The 18,742-nt window shown below is 34.3% G+C and carries 15 protein-coding genes and 2 CRISPR repeat arrays; of the genes, 7 read left to right on the forward strand and 8 right to left on the reverse strand.

Features of this window, described 5'->3' with window-relative positions; genetic code table 11:
• Positions 1-33: 33 nt before the first annotated feature.
• From ACN4EE_RS08555 to ACN4EE_RS08585, 7 genes are all read right to left on the reverse strand, one after another.
• Positions 34-849, reverse strand: coding sequence for a DUF3598 family protein (locus tag ACN4EE_RS08555; protein WP_431706006.1), 816 nt, complete (start codon positions 847-849; stop codon positions 34-36).
• A gap of 77 nt (positions 850-926) precedes the next feature.
• Positions 927-1,076, reverse strand: a complete 150-nt coding sequence (locus tag ACN4EE_RS08560) for a hypothetical protein (protein ID WP_431706007.1) — start codon at positions 1,074-1,076, stop codon at positions 927-929.
• An 85-nt stretch (positions 1,077-1,161) separates the two neighbouring features.
• Positions 1,162-2,605: a CRISPR direct-repeat array (repeat unit 36 nt; unit sequence GTTTCCATTCAAATAGTTTCCCCAAGAAAGGGGAAG).
• 192 nt (positions 2,606-2,797) lie between these two features.
• Positions 2,798-3,079, reverse strand: coding sequence for a CRISPR-associated endonuclease Cas2 (gene cas2 / locus ACN4EE_RS08565; protein WP_431706008.1), 282 nt, complete (start codon positions 3,077-3,079; stop codon positions 2,798-2,800).
• Positions 3,080-3,084: 5 nt separating this feature from the next.
• Entirely contained in the window at positions 3,085-4,077 is a 993-nt protein-coding gene (gene cas1, locus ACN4EE_RS08570) for a CRISPR-associated endonuclease Cas1 (protein ID WP_431706009.1), read from the reverse strand.
• 192 nt (positions 4,078-4,269) lie between these two features.
• Complete coding sequence (gene csx18 / locus ACN4EE_RS08575; RefSeq protein WP_431706010.1) at positions 4,270-4,575, reverse strand: CRISPR-associated protein Csx18; 306 nt, start codon at positions 4,573-4,575, stop codon at positions 4,270-4,272.
• A gap of 267 nt (positions 4,576-4,842) precedes the next feature.
• Positions 4,843-5,469: a hypothetical protein gene (locus ACN4EE_RS08580; RefSeq protein WP_431706011.1), complete on the reverse strand. Its 627-nt coding sequence runs from the start codon at positions 5,467-5,469 to the stop codon at positions 4,843-4,845.
• Positions 5,390-6,739, reverse strand: coding sequence for a hypothetical protein (locus ACN4EE_RS08585; protein WP_431706012.1), 1,350 nt, complete (start codon positions 6,737-6,739; stop codon positions 5,390-5,392). The genes ACN4EE_RS08580 and ACN4EE_RS08585 overlap by 80 nt, the downstream gene beginning before the upstream one ends.
• Positions 6,740-7,047: 308 nt before the next feature.
• On the opposite strand from ACN4EE_RS08585, the gene ACN4EE_RS08590 reads away from it, so the two are divergent.
• Positions 7,048-8,223: a helix-turn-helix transcriptional regulator gene (locus tag ACN4EE_RS08590; RefSeq protein WP_431706013.1), complete on the forward strand. Its 1,176-nt coding sequence runs from the start codon at positions 7,048-7,050 to the stop codon at positions 8,221-8,223.
• A 46-nt stretch (positions 8,224-8,269) separates the two neighbouring features.
• On the opposite strand, the gene ACN4EE_RS08595 is transcribed toward ACN4EE_RS08590, so the two are convergent.
• On the reverse strand, positions 8,270-9,727 hold the full coding sequence (locus tag ACN4EE_RS08595; protein ID WP_431706014.1) for a hypothetical protein: 1,458 nt from the start codon (positions 9,725-9,727) through the stop codon (positions 8,270-8,272).
• Positions 9,728-9,927: 200 nt separating this feature from the next.
• Positions 9,928-11,169: direct repeats of the CRISPR family, unit length 36 nt; unit sequence GTTTCCATTCAAATAGTTTCCCCAAGAAAGGGGAAG.
• A gap of 517 nt (positions 11,170-11,686) precedes the next feature.
• On the opposite strand from ACN4EE_RS08595, the gene cas10 reads away from it, so the two are divergent.
• From cas10 to ACN4EE_RS08625, 6 genes are all read left to right on the forward strand, one after another.
• Positions 11,687-14,740, forward strand: a complete 3,054-nt coding sequence (cas10, locus tag ACN4EE_RS08600) for a type III-B CRISPR-associated protein Cas10/Cmr2 (RefSeq protein ID WP_431706015.1) — start codon at positions 11,687-11,689, stop codon at positions 14,738-14,740.
• A gap of 419 nt (positions 14,741-15,159) precedes the next feature.
• A complete protein-coding gene (locus ACN4EE_RS08605; protein WP_431706016.1) occupies positions 15,160-16,290 on the forward strand; it encodes a type III-B CRISPR module-associated Cmr3 family protein in 1,131 nt (376 codons plus the stop codon).
• Between the two features lie 12 nt (positions 16,291-16,302).
• The gene (cmr4, locus tag ACN4EE_RS08610) at positions 16,303-17,187 is read left to right on the forward strand and encodes a type III-B CRISPR module RAMP protein Cmr4 (RefSeq protein WP_431706017.1); all 885 of its coding nucleotides are present in this window, start codon (positions 16,303-16,305) and stop codon (positions 17,185-17,187) included.
• 207 nt (positions 17,188-17,394) lie between these two features.
• Positions 17,395-17,922, forward strand: a complete 528-nt coding sequence (locus tag ACN4EE_RS08615) for a hypothetical protein (RefSeq protein WP_431706018.1) — start codon at positions 17,395-17,397, stop codon at positions 17,920-17,922.
• A 42-nt stretch (positions 17,923-17,964) separates the two neighbouring features.
• The gene (locus ACN4EE_RS08620) at positions 17,965-18,381 is read left to right on the forward strand and encodes a XisH family protein (protein WP_431706019.1); all 417 of its coding nucleotides are present in this window, start codon (positions 17,965-17,967) and stop codon (positions 18,379-18,381) included.
• Complete coding sequence (locus tag ACN4EE_RS08625; protein ID WP_431706020.1) at positions 18,369-18,704, forward strand: XisI protein; 336 nt, start codon at positions 18,369-18,371, stop codon at positions 18,702-18,704. Before ACN4EE_RS08620 ends, ACN4EE_RS08625 begins: the two co-directional genes overlap by 13 nt.
• Positions 18,705-18,742 lie beyond the last annotated feature (38 nt).

The following is an 18,742-nucleotide window of genomic DNA, read 5'->3' on the forward strand; positions in this document are numbered from 1 at the left end:
CAACTACATTGATCTAGATTATTCAACTATATTTTATCGCAAAGATGATTTTTTTTCTTTAATTAAAGTAACATTAATCCACGCTCCAGTATCATCATATTGACGGATTAAACGCAATCTTATATTAGGCTCAATTAACCAACCGCATTCCACAAAAAATCTTTGACGATGTTCAATTTTTAACGGTGTCGTAGAAGATGCACCATCGGGTAATAATAAAACTCTTATATCCTGATTATTTTGGGAAAAAGTGATTTTATTTCCGTCTATAATTCCTTCGGAATTAATTTTTAATTCAGGTGTTTTTATCTGTTGAATAATTTTATTTCCTTCTTTTTTTATGGTTAAATTAGTTGCATAAGGTTCACTATTTCGCCAATCAGGATACAAAGTAAAAGCCTCCCCTTGCCATTGTCCTTCTAATTGTTCTATGGTAAGATGTTCACGATCGACACCGTTACCATTCGATCGAAATTCTCTAATTAATGTCACCTGTTCTAAGTTACTTTCCTTGTCGAATAATTGTACCATTCTTAAACGTCGATCGAACCCTAAAAAACCATATTCAGCACCGAAAATAGAAAAAGGGCTAAACTGTTGAGAACCTTTTGCAAAATGACCTTCTTCAAAAAGGAATATATTGCGATTAAGAGCGGTAAATTCGTTAATATGAGGCGGTGTACCACTATCTAGTCGATCGACCGTTAAACGGATAGTTTTATCGTTATTTAAGCCTTCTAAAGTGACTTGTGTCGGGGTATTTTTAACCAACACTCCATCAGGAGAAAATTGAGTAAAAGAACCTTCCCAAATGCCAGAATTTTTTAATAAGTATGACCACTGAGACATAAGAAATATTGACGCTAGGACGTATTTAAGTTTACTGATGAAGATAGGCAAGAGGCAAAAGTTAAATGTCTCTTAGCTTAAATCGATCGAGCTTGACTTAATATGATTAATAATAACACCACTCTACCTCCTGTTTTAAGCAGGGCTGTTTCATTTTCAAATTTTTGTTTAAGAGAAAGTAATGAGTAAAGAGTAATAAGTAATGAGTTTTGATAATTTACTATCATAAATTGATTATTTCAAGATTTATTATTATTACCTGAAATCTGGAAGCAAAAATCGATCCAACCACGATGGTTTATTGCTTATAGAGTTTCCATTCAAATAGTTTCCCCAAGAAAGGGGAAGGACTGAAAGCCGTCTGCTACAGTTCAAGAATCATAACCGTTTCCATTCAAATAGTTTCCCCAAGAAAGGGGAAGATTTCGCTTTTGTAAATTCAAATTGTTGTTTTAATCGAGTTTCCATTCAAATAGTTTCCCCAAGAAAGGGGAAGAATATCAAAAATCCCTTTTCTGTTTCTGCCCAGTTTTCAGTTTCCATTCAAATAGTTTCCCCAAGAAAGGGGAAGATTTATTGTTAGCTCAGGGTACTTATACTATTGGTAAGCCAGTTTCCATTCAAATAGTTTCCCCAAGAAAGGGGAAGCAAAACTCAAAACTAGCAGTATTGAAAATTAAACTATCACTAAGTTTCCATTCAAATAGTTTCCCCAAGAAAGGGGAAGAGTATGGAGAAGACGATTTTATCATTGAAGAAGTGAAAAAGTTTCCATTCAAATAGTTTCCCCAAGAAAGGGGAAGAAGGAGCTCAAGGCCGTAAGGCCATCATTAACGCACGTTTCCATTCAAATAGTTTCCCCAAGAAAGGGGAAGTCAAAAATGCCGTGAGAATTTTTAAGAGCCGTTTTTTTTGAGTTTCCATTCAAATAGTTTCCCCAAGAAAGGGGAAGAACACTTCTATTTGTAAACTTGTGGACACTTTAGAGTTTCCATTCAAATAGTTTCCCCAAGAAAGGGGAAGTTATGTAATGTTAAAGTCTACTAAACTAAGAAGAGCGTTTCCATTCAAATAGTTTCCCCAAGAAAGGGGAAGGGAATGTCCACAAATTCGAGGTAGCAGAATTGTATGAATGTTTCCATTCAAATAGTTTCCCCAAGAAAGGGGAAGTCCAACTCCAAGAAAGAGATAGCGATCGGGAACTGGGGTTTCCATTCAAATAGTTTCCCCAAGAAAGGGGAAGAGACTTTAAACCTAATCGTAAAGTCATCAATGACATCGTTTCCATTCAAATAGTTTCCCCAAGAAAGGGGAAGACAGCTACCCAAAAAGCAAAAGCCTTAAACGCACTAAGTTTCCATTCAAATAGTTTCCCCAAGAAAGGGGAAGGAGCGTGAAGTGGAGTATAGCGGTTACAAAGAATTTGAGTTTCCATTCAAATAGTTTCCCCAAGAAAGGGGAAGGCGGAAGAAGCCAGTCTGCAAGAGTTAGCTGATAAGTTTCCATTCAAATAGTTTCCCCAAGAAAGGGGAAGTTAGTTAATACACTTAAAGTCATGTTAAAGGCACGGGTGTTTCCATTCAAATAGTTTCCCCAAGAAAGGGGAAGTTAACTCCAAACTTACCAGACATATCTTTACTTGATCAGTTTCCATTCAAATAGTTTCCCCAAGAAAGGGGAAGAACAGAAACTATGGGATTTTGAGTGGTTAGAGAAAAACGTTTCCATTCAAATAGTTTCCCCAAGAAAGGGGAAGGGCTGTTCGTAGAGTGCTTATGATGTCTCAATTCCAGAAGCAGTTTGCGAACGATACCAAAATTATAACTTGTAATCGCCTTTTTTGTCAAGTCAAAATCCCTGAAACCCTTATACAGCAATATATCGAGGGATAACACGAATTTACTGGATTTGAGGGCATTTTCATTATCCATCGATTTTTGTTACATTTCTATACAATCACAGAAGTAGCAGGTTGAGTAATTTCAGCACCAATGCCCCATACTTCCACCTTAATTAAAGTATGACTAGAGACAGGATAAAACCTTAAATTATCTTCTTCCGACTTATATATTTTCTTTATTCTTGTTTGTAATTCCTTATATTTTTTGTCAGGTAAAACGCATTCAAAAACACTATACTGAACCCTTGAACCATAACCTTCTAATAAATCTGATATTTTTTTTCGTCTTTTATCATCGGGAATATCATAACAAATAACATAAAAAAGCATAATTTTTATCTTAATAAGTAGGGTTGATAACCAGTAATCGGACTATAGAAAAATTGTTTTATTTTTATTATTTGTTGCATTAATAAATCCCAACGGGGTTCTTTTTCTCCTTTTTCATTAGTGATAATTTCCTCCATTCTAGTTACAAAAGCCTGTAAATATTTTTTCCTTCCTGAATCGTTTAAAAAGCAACCACCATCACGAAAAATAAAATTCTCTTGGGCATTTATGATGTTTTTATTAACTAAATAAAGTACTAAAGAGTCCACAATTCCTGCTCTAAATTCTTCGATTAAATCAGAAGCTAAAGTAGCGTGACGCTCATTATTTTGATGTAAACAGGCATAATAAGGGTCTAAACCTTGTAATTCAATTAAGGCTAATAAATGATTCCATAATACTTGATAACCAAAACTTAAAAGGGCATTGATAGGATTAGCAGGAGGGCGACGGGAGCGAGAATAAAAGATAAAATCAGGGTTAGTTAAACATTGTCCAAAAGCTGAAAAATAAGTTACTGCCCCTGCTCCTTCATAGCCCATTATTTTTTCAATATATTCTGCTTTATCTACTTTTTCTTGAAGATAATTTAAGGTATTAATAGCGTCTTGTAAATCTAAATTCGGTTTTCTTCTTAATTGTCTTTGTAAGATAATTTTTGAGTTATTTAATTTACCTTTAATAATCGCTCTAGCTACTAATAATTTATGATACAATTCTACTTGTTGTTGATAACGTGATAGTTGTCGATAACCTCTTTCTAGGGCGATCGTGCGTCCATAACAGTAACCCATACGGGATAAATAGACAATGGGAATATTTTTAAATAAACAAGCTCTTATTGCCTGTGTTGTTATTTGAGATTTACCAAAAATTAATACTTGTTCAAGGAGGGGTATTTGTATTTGATTAAGTATTTGTTTATTTTTTTTAATTAATAATAAATCTTTTTCTAAACAGACATAACACCCTTGTTGAGATATATATAATGTTTTCATTTATTTAAGGATAAAGTATTGTTATGATTGCCCAAAAAATTCTCTGAAAATTGAAGAATTTTTCTAAGATTGCTTCGTTACCTCGCAATGACTGTAATTGAACGATTTGTCTGAGATTGCTTCGTTACCTCCCAATGACTGTAATTGAAAGATTTTTCTAAGATTGCTTCGTTACCTCCCAATGACTGAAACTTAAAGATTAATGTCGTCATTTCTTCGGGATAAATTGGGGTTATTTTGTCGGGTTATGGGATTATTATAGGGATCATTTAAGGGTCGATCGAAATAAGATTGTTGACGAGAAGAATTAAGTAGCCAGATAGTAATAAAATCAAAGGTCATTGTTACCATAAAAGTAGAAACTGTCACCATAAAAGTTATAAATATTACTGATGCTAGTCCTAGAGGTGCAATTAATAGTAAAATTAAAGTAATTAAACCATTAATAAATGCGGAAGCAACATTTTTAACGAGATGTCCTTTTAATAATTTATTCATAATTTTTTTGTTTTTTTGTGCATCTGTTAATGATAGTTTTAAAACAATCTTTAATTAATGGAATTTAATGGAATTGTCTATTAACCCGCTTCGCAATAAATTGACGAAGCTAATAGCTAAAATCTGCTAAAGCGATTTCATAAATATCTTTTAAAACAATGAAATATAAAAATTATAGTTAAAACTCTTGAAATTAGTCGCTTTAGCCGACTTGTGCTGTTAGCCATGAAATTTATTTCTTGGCGGTTTATGATACATTCCCTAAAGTTAATAATTAATCTCTTTTAAAAACTCATTAATATTGGGGAAAAATATCGATTTTAATGATTTTTTTGAGGGTTTTACTAAGGTTTGTGCTATCTCCTGTAAATAAAGTTCTAAAATTATTTTTTCTAGGTTATATTCAATTTGATGACTGGGAGATAAATTATTTTCTGAGGATTTAACCTCATTAATTTCTGCTTTCATCTCTACAGTTTCTCGATCATGTAATTTCTGATCGTGCAATGACACATCTTGTTCAGTATTTTTTACATCATTTATGGGAGGTTCGATCGAATTATTAATCAGATTATTAGTAGTATTTTCACTAATAATGGCACTGGGTTGATTATTAAGTTCTAAATGTTGATTAGAGTTAATAATAGGAGAATTAATAGGAGTGGTTTCTTCATAATTATTAGGACTTAAATCTTCAATTTTATTTTCAGAAATATTAGATGAATTAAGAGGATATATTTCACTATGATCAGGAAATTTATTAATAGGAGAAGAATCGATAAAATTATGAACTAAAGTTTCAATAGTAGGTAAGTCAATTCGTCCATTCTTCTTCGTCTGCTGACGGTAAAGATTCAGGAGAATAGCTTGTTGTAAAGGAGTTATTTTCAGCATCGTTAATGTGTAAAGTATTTTCTAAATTTTGTCTGATGGAGTCTAATTCGGGAATCAAAGATTCTCCTTGTTTTTGAGCAGACATTAGGGCAAAATATAACCCTTGAAAATGCTCATCGATTTTACTTTGTAATTCTTGATTGTAAGATAACTGAACTTCTTTACTGAGGGCATGGGATAACGCCATGGCACAGGAAGCAAGACTGGTAATTCCCGAAAGAAGAAACATAAATAATGACAATCCTAATTGTGACCATTCACCGTTGAATAGTTTGCTATATACTTGAGTAGTAGCTAAACCAACTAAGACAGTACCTGATTTAATTTGTCCTTCTTTGGTAAAATGTTCTTGAAAAAGATTGGGAGCAACGGTTTGTAAAAATTTGATGTCTGATCCTGTTTGGGTTCGATCGAGCAATAGGTTATGATAATGGGCGGAGGCGGTTTCGATGAGTTGATTTTGTTTGTCTTCTAAACGGGTGACTTGACGACAGAGAGGTAATTGTTGAAAGGGTTTTGTTTCCCATTGGTCATTTCTTTGGGCAAAAGTCCCGAATAGTTGGACATGAAGACTATCGCGCTGAGGATGATTAACGGATAAACTTTCTAGTTTGGCTTGTCCTGTTTCGCATTGTTGTTTAAGATTTTGATAAATGGGATCGTCAAATTCCGATAAACGACTAATTTCTGCGTCTTTACTGTCTAAATAATTATCGGCGATTTGGGTTGCGTAAATTCGATCGAACTGAGAACGATTATTAAACAATTCAACTCCAATACCAGTAGTAGCGGTTTGAAGAATATTTAAGCCCATTAAACCGACAAAACCCCCCAATAATGACCAAATACGATTACCTTTTTTATATCGTGCCACACTAGCCCCTAAAACATTTCCCGTACCTAACAGAATACCAGTACTAGCAAGAGCGGAAGTAAAACCGATAACAGGGTGAATATTTTGCACCATGAACAAAAATAGAGGAAAATTGGAGACACAGTTAATCCAGTTAGCAAAAGTAATTGAACCTGCGGTGATTTTTGAGTGAGTTTCCACAGCTTCAGTTACATATACTCTACCATGTAAATCATTATAATCAACGATAAGTAAGTTTTTGAGATGATGAAGGATTTTTTGATCTTCTTCGGTATCCTGATGGGGGTTATATTTTCCTTCTATAATTAATTGAGCTTTGGTGACTAAATCGGGGCGTGTAGTAATGATCCATTCGATCGCCTGACGGACTTCATCGAGATTATAAGGTTGAGTCATTTAATTTTCCTGATTGATATTAAGAATTAATGAAGGGAAATAATAAATAGGAGTTGCTTAAAAAAGTTCAATGATGAATGATGATTAAGTTTTAGGTATGGGGTGGGTTGAATATTATTCAACCCCTAGGAGAAAAATATTTGTCGAAAATACCTAATGTCAAATATCTACATTTACTATTTTGATCGATCGAACTGCAAATAACTGTAAAAAGAAAATATTATTAAAAAAACTTTTTTCTGTGGAACTATTGCAAAATATAGGCTAAAAAAGGATTAAGATATTAATATAATATTATTTTTAAAATCATGGCAAAAAAACCGAAGTTGCACCGCTACAGTGACTTACTCTCTTTTCAGAGACTAATGTTATTAATTGCTACCTTGGTTAACTATCCGGGTATCGGTTGTCGTGAAGATGAAGAATCCACAGAAAATCATCATAATGCTTTAGCTTTGTTACAAAACCAAATGGAAATTACCGCCCAAAATCTTGAGATTAATCTGGAAAAACCAGCTATCGCAACCCTCAGAAAAGATTTAGAAACCCTAAGAGAAACGGGAATTTTAGAAAAAAGAATGTATCGTTGGGGGTATTATTTAGGCACTGGAGTAATGAATAAACAAGAATTAAAAATCGCCTTTGATGCTTTAGAATCTATGGCAATTTATCAAGGGGATACCGTTGCCAGACAAATTCATTCTAAATTAAAGAAAAGAATTAAGGGTTTAGATATTAGTAAAAAAGATGATTTTTTTTATCCCATTAGAAAAAACTTAAATCGAGCTATTAATTATACCGATCCAGAAGAAATGATTTTAAAAGGAAGAAATCAACGTAATTTATACCATCATATTCCCAAGTTAGAAATGGCTATTCTTAAAGGTCAAGCCATCGAAGTTTCTCGTAAAGAAGATTTATTTAATCAAGGGAATATCGGAGTAGAAATTATCATTCCTTTACAATTAATTTATTATAATATTGCATGGTATTTAGTTTATGAAAACTGTGTTAATAATCAACTAATAATCGGTAGAATTAACCGTTTCAGTAATTATTTCAAAGTAGTTTCATTAGCTGGAAGACACATTGAAGCTCAAAAAGAAAGCCTTAAAAAAACTGAATTTTTACTAAAAAATGGATGGGGTTTAAACTTGGGAAATAAAGAAGAACAAGAATTAGAATTACAAGGAAAATTAACCTTAGAAAAAATCAAAGTTAGATTTTATCCCCCCGTCAGTAACTTCATTCAAGAAGGAGAATTAAGGCATCTTCAACAAAGGATTAAATTAACCAAAAACTCTACTGATAACAAAATTTTACATCTTGATTATTTTATCAATCTTCCTCCTCGTTCTCTTAATGAATTTCTCTTTTGGTTACAAGGTTATGGTAGTTGTGTAGAGGTTATTTATCCTGACAGTTTACGAGAAAAACATAAAAAAGGTTCGATCGAACTTTCCCAAAGGTATGATAAGGAGTAAAAAGTAAGGAGTAAGGAGTAAAGAAAGGGGGAACATACCCACAAAATTAAGGTTGATATTTTTGAATTAAATCCTTAATTTGACGATGATACTCCGCCATAAAACTCCCTTTTTCTAAACTAGGATAATTTTGTCCAGAAAGAGAGTTTAAATAGTATAAAACTTTATTTTTCCATTGTTGTACATCTTGCACTTCCCAACAAACACTCAATAAATCACCTTTTTCTAAATGTTTTAAACGATGAAAAATTCGATTACGCCATTCTTTAATATGCTCAAAACGTTGCCAATTTTTCTCATTTTCGATATGAGGTAAAACAATTTTTACCAAAGAATATAACCCCCCACCATATAGATAAACTCTACCATCTTGATTAAATAAACCACGGTGATTTTTCAATTCTGGAAAAGGGCTATTTTTATCACAAATTCTTGAGCTTAAATAGGGTGTTTCACCTTTAGGAAAAATAACATAATCATTATATTTTACCGTAATTAATTCACTCATTAAACCTTCGATCGAGCGGAAAGCATGGAAAAAAGCCTCAATATTATTACCCTGTTTAAAACGCACAAAACCCAGATAAGCAGATTCATAACCTTTCCACCACCAGTTATTATTTGGTATCTGTTGTAAACCACTAATAAAAGTATCAAAATCCGTAATATTCCACTTAATCGCCTTGCTTAAATAAAGTTTTAACTTACGAATATCCTGATTATTACTATCTTGATAATAAGGCTCTAAAATAGAATATACCCCATTATAATCGTGTCTTTCTAATAAACTTAAAGCCTCCCCTTGTTTACGACTCCAAAGATAATTAACCCCCTTAAAAGGAGCAGTATAAATAGATGGTTCACCTACTAAATTAAGTTTTTCATCCTCCTTAAAATCATAAAAAGTTACCTTTTCTTCAAAACGGATAATTGAGGTAATTCTTCCTGCTTCCGATGACTGATTAACCCCACCTTTTAAACATAACAATAAATCTAAATCTTTCTTATTATTAGGATCGATAACATTCCAAAAATTTTGCCACCATTTAAACATTTCTTCAAAATCTGAGGGGTTTTCATTCTTTTGCCCTTGTTTAAATATTTTGACTTTAAAATTATAGTTTTTTTCTAAATACTTTTTGATAACTTCTCCCGAATAAAGACTATCTTTTTCACAATATCTAGGAGAAGCAACTCCTTCTTGATTAGTCACAATTAAATAAACTGTGTCAATTTTTGCTTGATAATCCTCTACTAATTTACCGATAATAATAGGCTTAATTTTATCCTGATAAACTTCCCAATTTTCTAATAAATATTGCGTAACTTCTCGAAAACTTCCCTGTTTTCCTAATTGATATTGAACCCTTACCGCTTGACTTTCTTTTTCCTCAAGATTCGATTGAAAAGCATTACCTACATTTAGCCATTGTTTATTATAATCCTCACAATATAACGCTAAATCACGAGTGCCGATCGTCGCTACTAAAATAGTTTTTGTCATAAATTAATTGCTTATTTTAACTTAGCAAGAAATAGAACCTATTTGATGATAAGAGATAAAGGTTTCCATTCAAATAGTTTCCCAAGAAAGGGCAGGGCTGTTTCATTTTCAAATTTTTGTTTAAGAGAAAGTAATGAGTAAAGAGTAATAAGTAATAAGTTTTGATAATTTACTATCATATGTTTTCTCTATCTCCTTTAATTTCCATTCAAATAGTTTCCCCAAGAAAGGGGAAGTAACAATGGGTATCTCCCCTGTTCGAATCGATCGTTCTGGTTTCCATTCAAATAGTTTCCCCAAGAAAGGGGAAGCTTGAAGACCCAGTCTCACCACAGTTAACTTTATTCCCAGTTTCCATTCAAATAGTTTCCCCAAGAAAGGGGAAGCGTTTAAGGCATCTTTAATAAGATGGTGATGCTCAGGAGCTGTTTCCATTCAAATAGTTTCCCCAAGAAAGGGGAAGGAGTTTTCTAGCTACAAAGTAGCATTGGATGCTTTTGAGTTTCCATTCAAATAGTTTCCCCAAGAAAGGGGAAGCCTAAAACCATGCGACGTTTTGTTGCAATCATCCCTGAGTTTCCATTCAAATAGTTTCCCCAAGAAAGGGGAAGCATACCAATTTACTCACTTCAAGAAAATCACTACTGTTTTTTGGTTTCCATTCAAATAGTTTCCCCAAGAAAGGGGAAGCTTCGGAAGAAGTTTCGGATGCTTGTGAATTTGAGGGTAGTTTCCATTCAAATAGTTTCCCCAAGAAAGGGGAAGTTTCGATCGAGCAACGTTATTACGGAAGTCTTGGAGATGTTTCCATTCAAATAGTTTCCCCAAGAAAGGGGAAGTATTTAATGATATAGAAATCGCTTTTGATGAAACCATCGATAATGTTTCCATTCAAATAGTTTCCCCAAGAAAGGGGAAGAAAAATAATGAAAACAATAACAATAAATAGCTTTATCAATGTTTCCATTCAAATAGTTTCCCCAAGAAAGGGGAAGGGAGTTGTTAACATCAACTTCATCCATTCTTCTTTTGAGTTTCCATTCAAATAGTTTCCCCAAGAAAGGGGAAGTAGTGTGAAAGGCCGTTATTCTCAGCTTTTTGTTATTGAGTTTCCATTCAAATAGTTTCCCCAAGAAAGGGGAAGCGCACTGATGAGACAGGTTATAACACTTTACATAATATGGGTTTCCATTCAAATAGTTTCCCCAAGAAAGGGGAAGCAATCAAGCTTGGATATCTTTCACATCTACTTCTTTCTAGTTTCCATTCAAATAGTTTCCCCAAGAAAGGGGAAGTTTAGTTAATTCAACACTACTTAAATTTTTATAATAAGTTTCCATTCAAATAGTTTCCCCAAGAAAGGGGAAGGTGACAAGGCTAAACCCTTAAGAAAAACCGACGTTGACGTTTCCATTCAAATAGTTTCCCCAAGAAAGGGGAAGGGCTGTTCGTAGAGTGCTTATGGTGTCTTAATTCCAGAGGCAGTTTGCGAACGATACCAAAATTATAACTTGTAATCGTCTTTTTTGTCAAGTCAAAATACCTGAAACCCTTACACAGCAATATATCGAGGGATAACACGAATTTACTGGATTTGAGGGCATTTTCATTATCGGTCGATTTTTGTTACATTTCTTTACAGATACACACATAAATCAATCATTTAAAATAAAACAGTTCTGCCGTAATTAAGGCAAACAGAGGGATCAAAAATTTAATTTCCATCAAGTTCGATCGAACTCTATCTTATATAAGTACTGATGCAAAATCGAATTTTAAGTTACGAAATATCACAATAATAAAATATTTATTAAGATTTTAATAAAAACTGAAAACACCTATTATGATTAGATTAAAGCTAAATTGCTACAAAGTATAGTCAATATTGGCAAATAGCAAACTTAGATTATATATCTAGGATAAACTAAAAAAAGCAACTCAAAAAGGAGTTAAAAATCCGTGACAAAACCCTATTGGAGATCGAAAATATGGGCATTGCTCCACGATCCCATTTTAAAACCATTATCCCATAGTCGAGATTTAGCAAGGGAAGGAAAATGGGAATTACTCAAATGTATGGAAGGTTGGCAATCACCGAAAGACTCATCGGCTCAAGACATTTATAATGGGGAATGGTTAAAACATCTCAATTTATGTGACTTAATTTCATCCGCTAGCGATCGAACTACCATAGGAAGATTACCACCTAATTATAGTGCCATAAGCTATACAAAAGAAGGAATACAAATTAATCATTTATTATCAGGAAAAGCTCAACAAATAATCTGTGATAATTGGCATGAAGATTTGAATAAGGAGAAAAGAAAAGAATTTTTAGAAAATATTGAAACAGAACCGCTAAACTTGATTAAAGACTGGGAAGATCCCCAAAAAGTACACTGGTGGTTATGGCGTTGTTATCCTGACATTATCGGGAAAGAAAATCCTAATACTCACCTGTTACCAGCAGAAACCCGTTTACCCGATGCCTCTATATGGAGTCATTTAAGCATTACCTCAGCTTTAGCAGGAGGATTAGCAGGATATTACCCCGATGAAAGTCAATATCCCCAAAAAGGAGCTAGTTTTCAACGTTCACGCCCTTATTTAAGCACTTTTAGCTTTACCCCCGTACAAGAATTAATCAAAGCTAGTCGCAAAATGCGGGATTTTTGGGCTGGTTCATGGTTACTACATTATCTCTCGGCAAAAGTAGCTTGGAAAATTGCCGAAAAATATGGTGCTGATACTTTACTATATCCCTGTTTATATCAACAACCTTTAATTGATCATTGGTTATTACAAAAATATCCCGACTTTGAGCAGTGGATAAAACAACCATCTCAAGAGGCGATGTTAACGGCAGGATTTCCTAACGTTTTGGTGATGATTTTGCCTAATAATGGACAGGATGAAGAAGCTATTAAGGATAATCCCGTTCGATCGGCGATGGATTATGCTAACAATACTCTTAAACAGGAGTGGAATAATTTAGGAGAAAAAGTTTTAACCTTTATTCAAAATCGCCAACAGGGTAAATCATGGCAAAATGTGAATCGCCATACATGGGATAACTGGTTAAAGGCACAATGGCAACAATATTGGGTATCTTTACCTCTAGGCAATCCAGACAATAATAAATTGAGTATGTCACCCCGCCCAAAAACTAAAGAAGCGGAAAAATCTCCTGAAGAAAGAGAGTATCAGCAATGGATTAATCAACAAAATGACTATGCTAACCCTAATCCAGCCCTATTTTTAGACTCCGAACAAGAATTTCTCAGTGCTGTATTTCAGCTTACCTCATCGGAATCTGACACACCAGAGACAAAATTTCGTTATAAACAACCTAACTTAAATGTGGGTTCTTGGTGGGCTAGTACTTTTGATCAGTTACGATTTAGCTTAAATGCGGTGAAAAATGCTCGTAATTGGCAAATTCCTACAGCTTTCGGTTCTCGATCGACTATATCAGGATTAGGTGCAGTCGTCTATGAGAATCAACCAGACGGCACGGAATGGGTAACAGAAGCCCAAACTCGTCAATTTTGGCAGAAAAACTTAGGATTATTTGACGGTATCGAAGAATTAAACGCTACCGAAGTTTTAAAAAGGGGTTTACATCAAGTCTTGTTATCGGAATTGTACCCTGACGAAAATTTAGACAATACAAAAGTATCATTACTTTATCCTGATTTAAGCTCAGGAGTCGCAGGTTATCTACGCTACTCAGAAAAAAAAGGCAATATTGACGCTATCAAATATTATCATCGAGCCTGTCAGTCGATCGTCAGTAAATTTCCTTGGGTAAATGAAGGAAAACAAGCCCCTGCAAAACTGCCTTGGGGGATTCCATGGATAGCTAAAAATTATCCCAACTGGTTAAATCCTAGGTTACTCAATGGAGGATGGTTAATTGATGACTTTGAAGCAAACTCTAATGAAGTTGATAAGGAGGAGAAAAAAAAGGAGGAGTTAATCCGATTAAAACAGGAAATTAGTAAATTTTATCCCGTCGGGCAAAATCCTACGGATTGGTATGTTTTGACGGCAGGAGACGGTGACGGTATGGGGGAATGGTTAAAGGGTAGCAAACTGAAACCCTATAGTGATTATATTCCCGAAGCATTAAAGGCAAAAATTGCGAAGATGCCCGAAAAATATCAAAAACCTCTCAATAATTTCTTGGAAGTGACAAAAAGAATGGGACCCTCTACCCATAGTGCGTTAAGCCGTGCTTTACTAGATTTTTCTAATCAACTTGTACCCTATCTCACTCAAGAAAGGTATGCAGGAAGGTTAATTTATGGCGGTGGAGATGATGTTTTAGCCTATACCAATCTTTGGGAGTGGGATAATTGGTTATGGGATTTACGACAATGTTTTATCGGTGCAGATGATCCTCACCATGAATTTATCAGTCAAGGGGATTATTGGCAATGGGGAAGTAATAAACCTATTCCCGAATCTATCTCATCCCGCCCATTATTTACTATGGGGAGTCAAGCTAGTATCAGTTTTGGTATTACGATCGTCCATCATTCTGTACCGTTAGCCATTGCTTTAGAGAATTTATGGGAAGCGGAGGAAGAAGCAAAAGAGCATGAATTTGACAGAAATGGAGAAATCATCAAAAAAGATGCTCTACAAGTGAGGGTTATCTATGGAAATGGCAATATTTTAAAGACTACTGCCAAATTTGAGGTATTTCCGTTATGGCAAAATTTAATTAATTCTGATTTACAGTTGCCTAGCAGTATTTTCGAGGTAGCTAGTGAATATATCCTACAGTATCCCATACCAGCAGAAAGTTCGATCGAGCCTTGGGTGAAAGCCTTTAGTGAAAGACGTACCAATTTAGAAAAAGATAAATTAACTTTATTTAAACAACAATTAGGGAATTTTATTAAGGCAATGTGGAAAACCAATAATGAAGAAAAATTCAACCTAGAAATCAGTAATTGGTTAAGACTAGGTGCTTTTATCATTCGTAGTCGAAACATCAAGAATTAACAATTAACAATGAACAATTAACAATTAAGAATAATTTTAGTCGTTAATCCATAACTCGCCAAGAAATAAATTTCATGGCTTATAGCAAAAGTCAGCTAAAGCGACTAATTTTAATATAAAACAACGTATTGGTGAAATATTTTAATTAAAAACAATGTTTATGAAATCGCTTTAGCAGATTTTAGCTGTTAGCTTCGAGATTGCTTCGTGCCTCGCAACGCTGCGCGATTTATTGCGAAGCGGGTTATTGCACAAAACCGATTCTTTGTCAAGTTGTATATTCAAATATATTTCGCCAACGGTTTCATTTATTGCGAAGCGAGTTATTGGAAAAACTGATTCTTTGTCAAGTTGTATATTCAGATATATTTCGCCCATAAAATTATGAATCTGTTAACAAAACAATTTAGTTTAAAAATATGACGATTTTCTTTTATAAATTAACGCCCATAGATGTTTTATTACTTCGAGATGGAAAACCATTTTCTCCCGGAGAAAGGGCTTGGGCAGGTAGTGTATTTCCCCCTAATGGGCATACTTTAGCAGGGGCAATTAGAGGATTATTAAGAGAAAAAAAAGAGTTTAATTTATTAGGTTCTTTTCTCTGTTATAATGAAGAATTATATTTCCCTAAACCACTCAATTTTGTTGGCAAAAATACTTTACATCCCTTACCTTGGTTAGTAGAAGAAAACGACAATTATCCCCTTAAAAAAATATTATGGGATCGTTTACAACCTGCCCCCTTATTAATTAAAAAACTAAATCAGCGAGATTCTACTATTAAATCAAAGGAAAAAAGTAGCCAATATTTAAGCTATAATCAATTAAAAAATTTGTTGATTAATGGTATTAATAATACTATCGAATTAACCTCAGAAAATCCCGTTGAATTTACTCCCTATTTACCTGAAACTCGATCGCACAATTCCTTAAATGCTAATACAGGACAGGTAAAAGATGCTGATGGTTATTTTGTGGAAAATGCCGTCAGACTTAAACAAGGTTGGAGTATAGCCATCGGTTTAGACATAGATATTACTACCCCGAATATCTTACAACTAGGAGGAGAAGGGCATCGAGTGATTATCGAAAAAAGTGCAACTTTAGCTCATCAATGGCAAGAGTTAGCAACCCTCAGTAATCTTAATTTTGAGGAAAATCGAGATAATCACAGTAAATCTATTGCTTATCTGGCGACAACGGGAGTATTTGAACGTAAACACCGAGATAACAAAAGTTATTGCCAAGCATGGCCTTGGGAATGGAAACTAGCGCATCGAGGCAACCCCAATCAATCCCTCGGTAGTTTAGTTAGTGTGGCTACCGCTAAACCTATAGCTATCAGTTGTCGCATTAAAGATAAGAACAAAAATACTAGCATTCCTGCACCCCAAGTATTTGGGGCTACTGCTGGTAGTGTTTATTATCTCAATCAGCCTGAATATCTTTATGCTGAAAATCCTGAAACTTCCCCATCGTCAGGATTAAATTCTGCCCAAAAATGGCGTAAATTGGGCTATTCACAATTACTTTGGATTAAATATTAGGAGGTTTTTACTATGTCGGATTTTCGTGTTGGTTATTTATACAGTCTTTCTCCTGTACATTGTGGCGGTGAAGGTGACTTAGGTAATATTTTAGAAATTGCGAGGGAGGTTCATACCAATTTCCCTTATATCCCCGGTTCGACTTTACGGGGTAACATTCGGGATGAATTAGAACAGTTCGATCGAACTATTGCTGATAAACTCTTTGGTAAAAAGTTAGATGGAGAAGGACAAATGGGAGTACATCAAGTATGGTTCGGAGATGCTCGTCTTTTGTGGATTCCCATGGCTACTATGGCTCGTAATAATCAAGATGTATTTACATGGGTTAGCTCTCATAGTTTAATCAGAGATCATGCTTTGGTAGCAGGTTTACCTACGGTTGCCTTACCTAACTGTGCAGTGGGTACTTTAGGCGGTACTTATCATGTGGCGGATGCTCAAATTAATGTTACTCCTATCTCTACTTTATCTGATGATCAAAAGAGTTCGATCGAACTTAGTGGTAATTGGTGCGACTCATTGAGGGAAGCCGTTAAACCTGCATGGGAAACAAACCATTTAGTGTTACCCGATGCCGATTTTCAAATTTTGATGGAACATTCACTATGGACACAAGTAAGAAACAAAATACAAGATTCAGGAGATCAAGCAGGTAGTGCAGAAGTATTTTGGACAGATGTTTGCATTCCCAGAGACACGATTTTTTATTATCCTTGGGGGTATAGCATCAAACAGAATAACCCCATTGGTAATGATGAACATAATCAACTAATGGAAATTATACAGGGATTAATCCAAGTAGGAGGACAAGCCAATGTTGGTAGAGGTTGGGTACAAAGTTGGACACCGAATCACACCTCTCCTGTTGTCTCTCTACAGCCAACTTCCGTGTAGGTTGGGTTAAGACTCAACAAAACCTCAGTGAGTTGTTTTCAAAAGGATTAGAGAGATTGCTTCATACCTCGCAATGACAATAGGACTTACTCAAAACAACGGTATTCTGTCATTCCGAGCGGTAGCGAAGGAATCTCAAACTTCATATTTTTACTACAAATGCGCAAGTAGTGGATAATTCATCACACTTTCTAAATAAAAAAATCCATGAGTAAAAGAAACAGAAAACCATCTCAACCAAAGCCTCCGAATTATACTAAGATTTCTCCTCCTTCTGAGTCAAAAACCTCAAGCAATTCAAGCAATTCAAGCAATCTTTCTGTCAATACCACAATTAGAACAACTATGGTACAACCTGAACAAATGAGCTTAACAGCCCATCAACACATTCAAACTTATTTGAATAATCGCCTCTCTTTAGAGGAAAAAGACTTAACAGCTATTTTACGTTTATCTACCCATTTACGAGTATTCGGTTTACTTTCAGCCGTTGGTTATATTAATCAGAGTAATGATCAACAAGGAGAAGTCAGACTGCGTACAGTACCCGTATGGCGATCGCTCTTAGGACAAATGTTAATGGATAACAGTAACATTTCAGGGAGAGATTTAATGAATCATGTACAAACTATGGCGAGGGAAAATCCCACAGAATATATGGTAATGTGGCGAAAATCTTTAACTTTATCGCAATACTGGAACTTTTGGGGGAGGGCTTATACAAATAATGATTAACTTAATTAAAATAAAGAATAATTGATTAAATAAAAATAATTAATGTCAGCAAAAGATCGTTTTCATCAAGTACTAAAAAATGCCCTAGAAAAAGATAAATGGATAATTACCCATGATCCATTAAGATTAAAATTTGGTAACGTTAATTTTCAGATAGATTTAGGTGCTGAAAAAATTATTGCCGCCGAAAAAGATAAACAAAAAATAGCCATTGAAATTAAAAGTTTTCTCAATCCTTCAGCTATTAATGATTTTTATAGTGCTTTAGGGCAGTTTCTCAGTTATCGTATTGCTTTAGAAAGTTTTGAACCTGAAAGAACTTTATATCTAGCCATTCCTTTTGATACCTATAAAACTTTTTTTCAGTTTGAATTTACTCAAATTGCGATTAATAAATATCAAATTCCCTTAATTATTTACGATCCTATTAGTGAGGTAATTATTGAATGGATAAAATAACTCAATATCGAGAATCAATTAAAAATCTCTTAACCCATTATGCCAAAGATGATTTTTATGACGAAAATATCGAAGTCCAATTAATTTTTGATCAAGAAAAAGATCATTATCAATGGGTTAATGTCGGTTGGCAAGGATTTAACCGTATTTATCAATGTTTAGTCCATTTTGACTTAAAAGACGGCAAAATTTGGTTACAGCAAAACTTAACGGAAATGAATCCTGCCGAAGATTTAGTCGCCATGGGAATACCTAGAGAAGATATTATTCTCGGACTTCATCCTCCTTACAAAAGACCATATACTGACTATGGTGTAGCTTAAATTTGGCTAATTTTATCAATTATAAACATCTATTTATC

Origin of the sequence: Geminocystis sp. CENA526 (assembly GCF_050753365.1) — a bacterium.
GTDB lineage: Bacteria > Cyanobacteriota > Cyanobacteriia > Cyanobacteriales > Cyanobacteriaceae > Geminocystis.

Excerpts from the sequence above, each read along its gene's own strand:
- ACN4EE_RS08620 (WP_431706019.1), top strand. The coding sequence starts at position 17,965 with ATGTCAGCAAAAGATCGTTTTCATCAAGTACTAAAAAATGCCCTAGAA.
- ACN4EE_RS08555 (WP_431706006.1), bottom strand. The coding sequence starts at position 849 with ATGTCTCAGTGGTCATACTTATTAAAAAATTCTGGCATTTGGGAAGGT.
- ACN4EE_RS08580 (WP_431706011.1), bottom strand. The coding sequence starts at position 5,469 with ATGCTGAAAATAACTCCTTTACAACAAGCTATTCTCCTGAATCTTTAC.
- ACN4EE_RS08585 (WP_431706012.1), bottom strand. The coding sequence starts at position 6,739 with ATGACTCAACCTTATAATCTCGATGAAGTCCGTCAGGCGATCGAATGG.
- ACN4EE_RS08595 (WP_431706014.1), bottom strand. The coding sequence starts at position 9,727 with ATGACAAAAACTATTTTAGTAGCGACGATCGGCACTCGTGATTTAGCG.
- csx18 (WP_431706010.1), bottom strand. The coding sequence starts at position 4,575 with ATGAATAAATTATTAAAAGGACATCTCGTTAAAAATGTTGCTTCCGCA.
- ACN4EE_RS08560 (WP_431706007.1), bottom strand. The coding sequence starts at position 1,076 with ATGATAGTAAATTATCAAAACTCATTACTTATTACTCTTTACTCATTA.
- ACN4EE_RS08615 (WP_431706018.1), top strand. The coding sequence starts at position 17,395 with ATGAGTAAAAGAAACAGAAAACCATCTCAACCAAAGCCTCCGAATTAT.
- ACN4EE_RS08625 (WP_431706020.1), top strand. The coding sequence starts at position 18,369 with ATGGATAAAATAACTCAATATCGAGAATCAATTAAAAATCTCTTAACC.
- cas1 (WP_431706009.1), bottom strand. The coding sequence starts at position 4,077 with ATGAAAACATTATATATATCTCAACAAGGGTGTTATGTCTGTTTAGAA.
- cmr4 (WP_431706017.1), top strand. The coding sequence starts at position 16,303 with ATGTCGGATTTTCGTGTTGGTTATTTATACAGTCTTTCTCCTGTACAT.
- ACN4EE_RS08590 (WP_431706013.1), top strand. The coding sequence starts at position 7,048 with ATGGCAAAAAAACCGAAGTTGCACCGCTACAGTGACTTACTCTCTTTT.
- cas2 (WP_431706008.1), bottom strand. The coding sequence starts at position 3,079 with ATGCTTTTTTATGTTATTTGTTATGATATTCCCGATGATAAAAGACGA.
- ACN4EE_RS08605 (WP_431706016.1), top strand. The coding sequence starts at position 15,160 with ATGACGATTTTCTTTTATAAATTAACGCCCATAGATGTTTTATTACTT.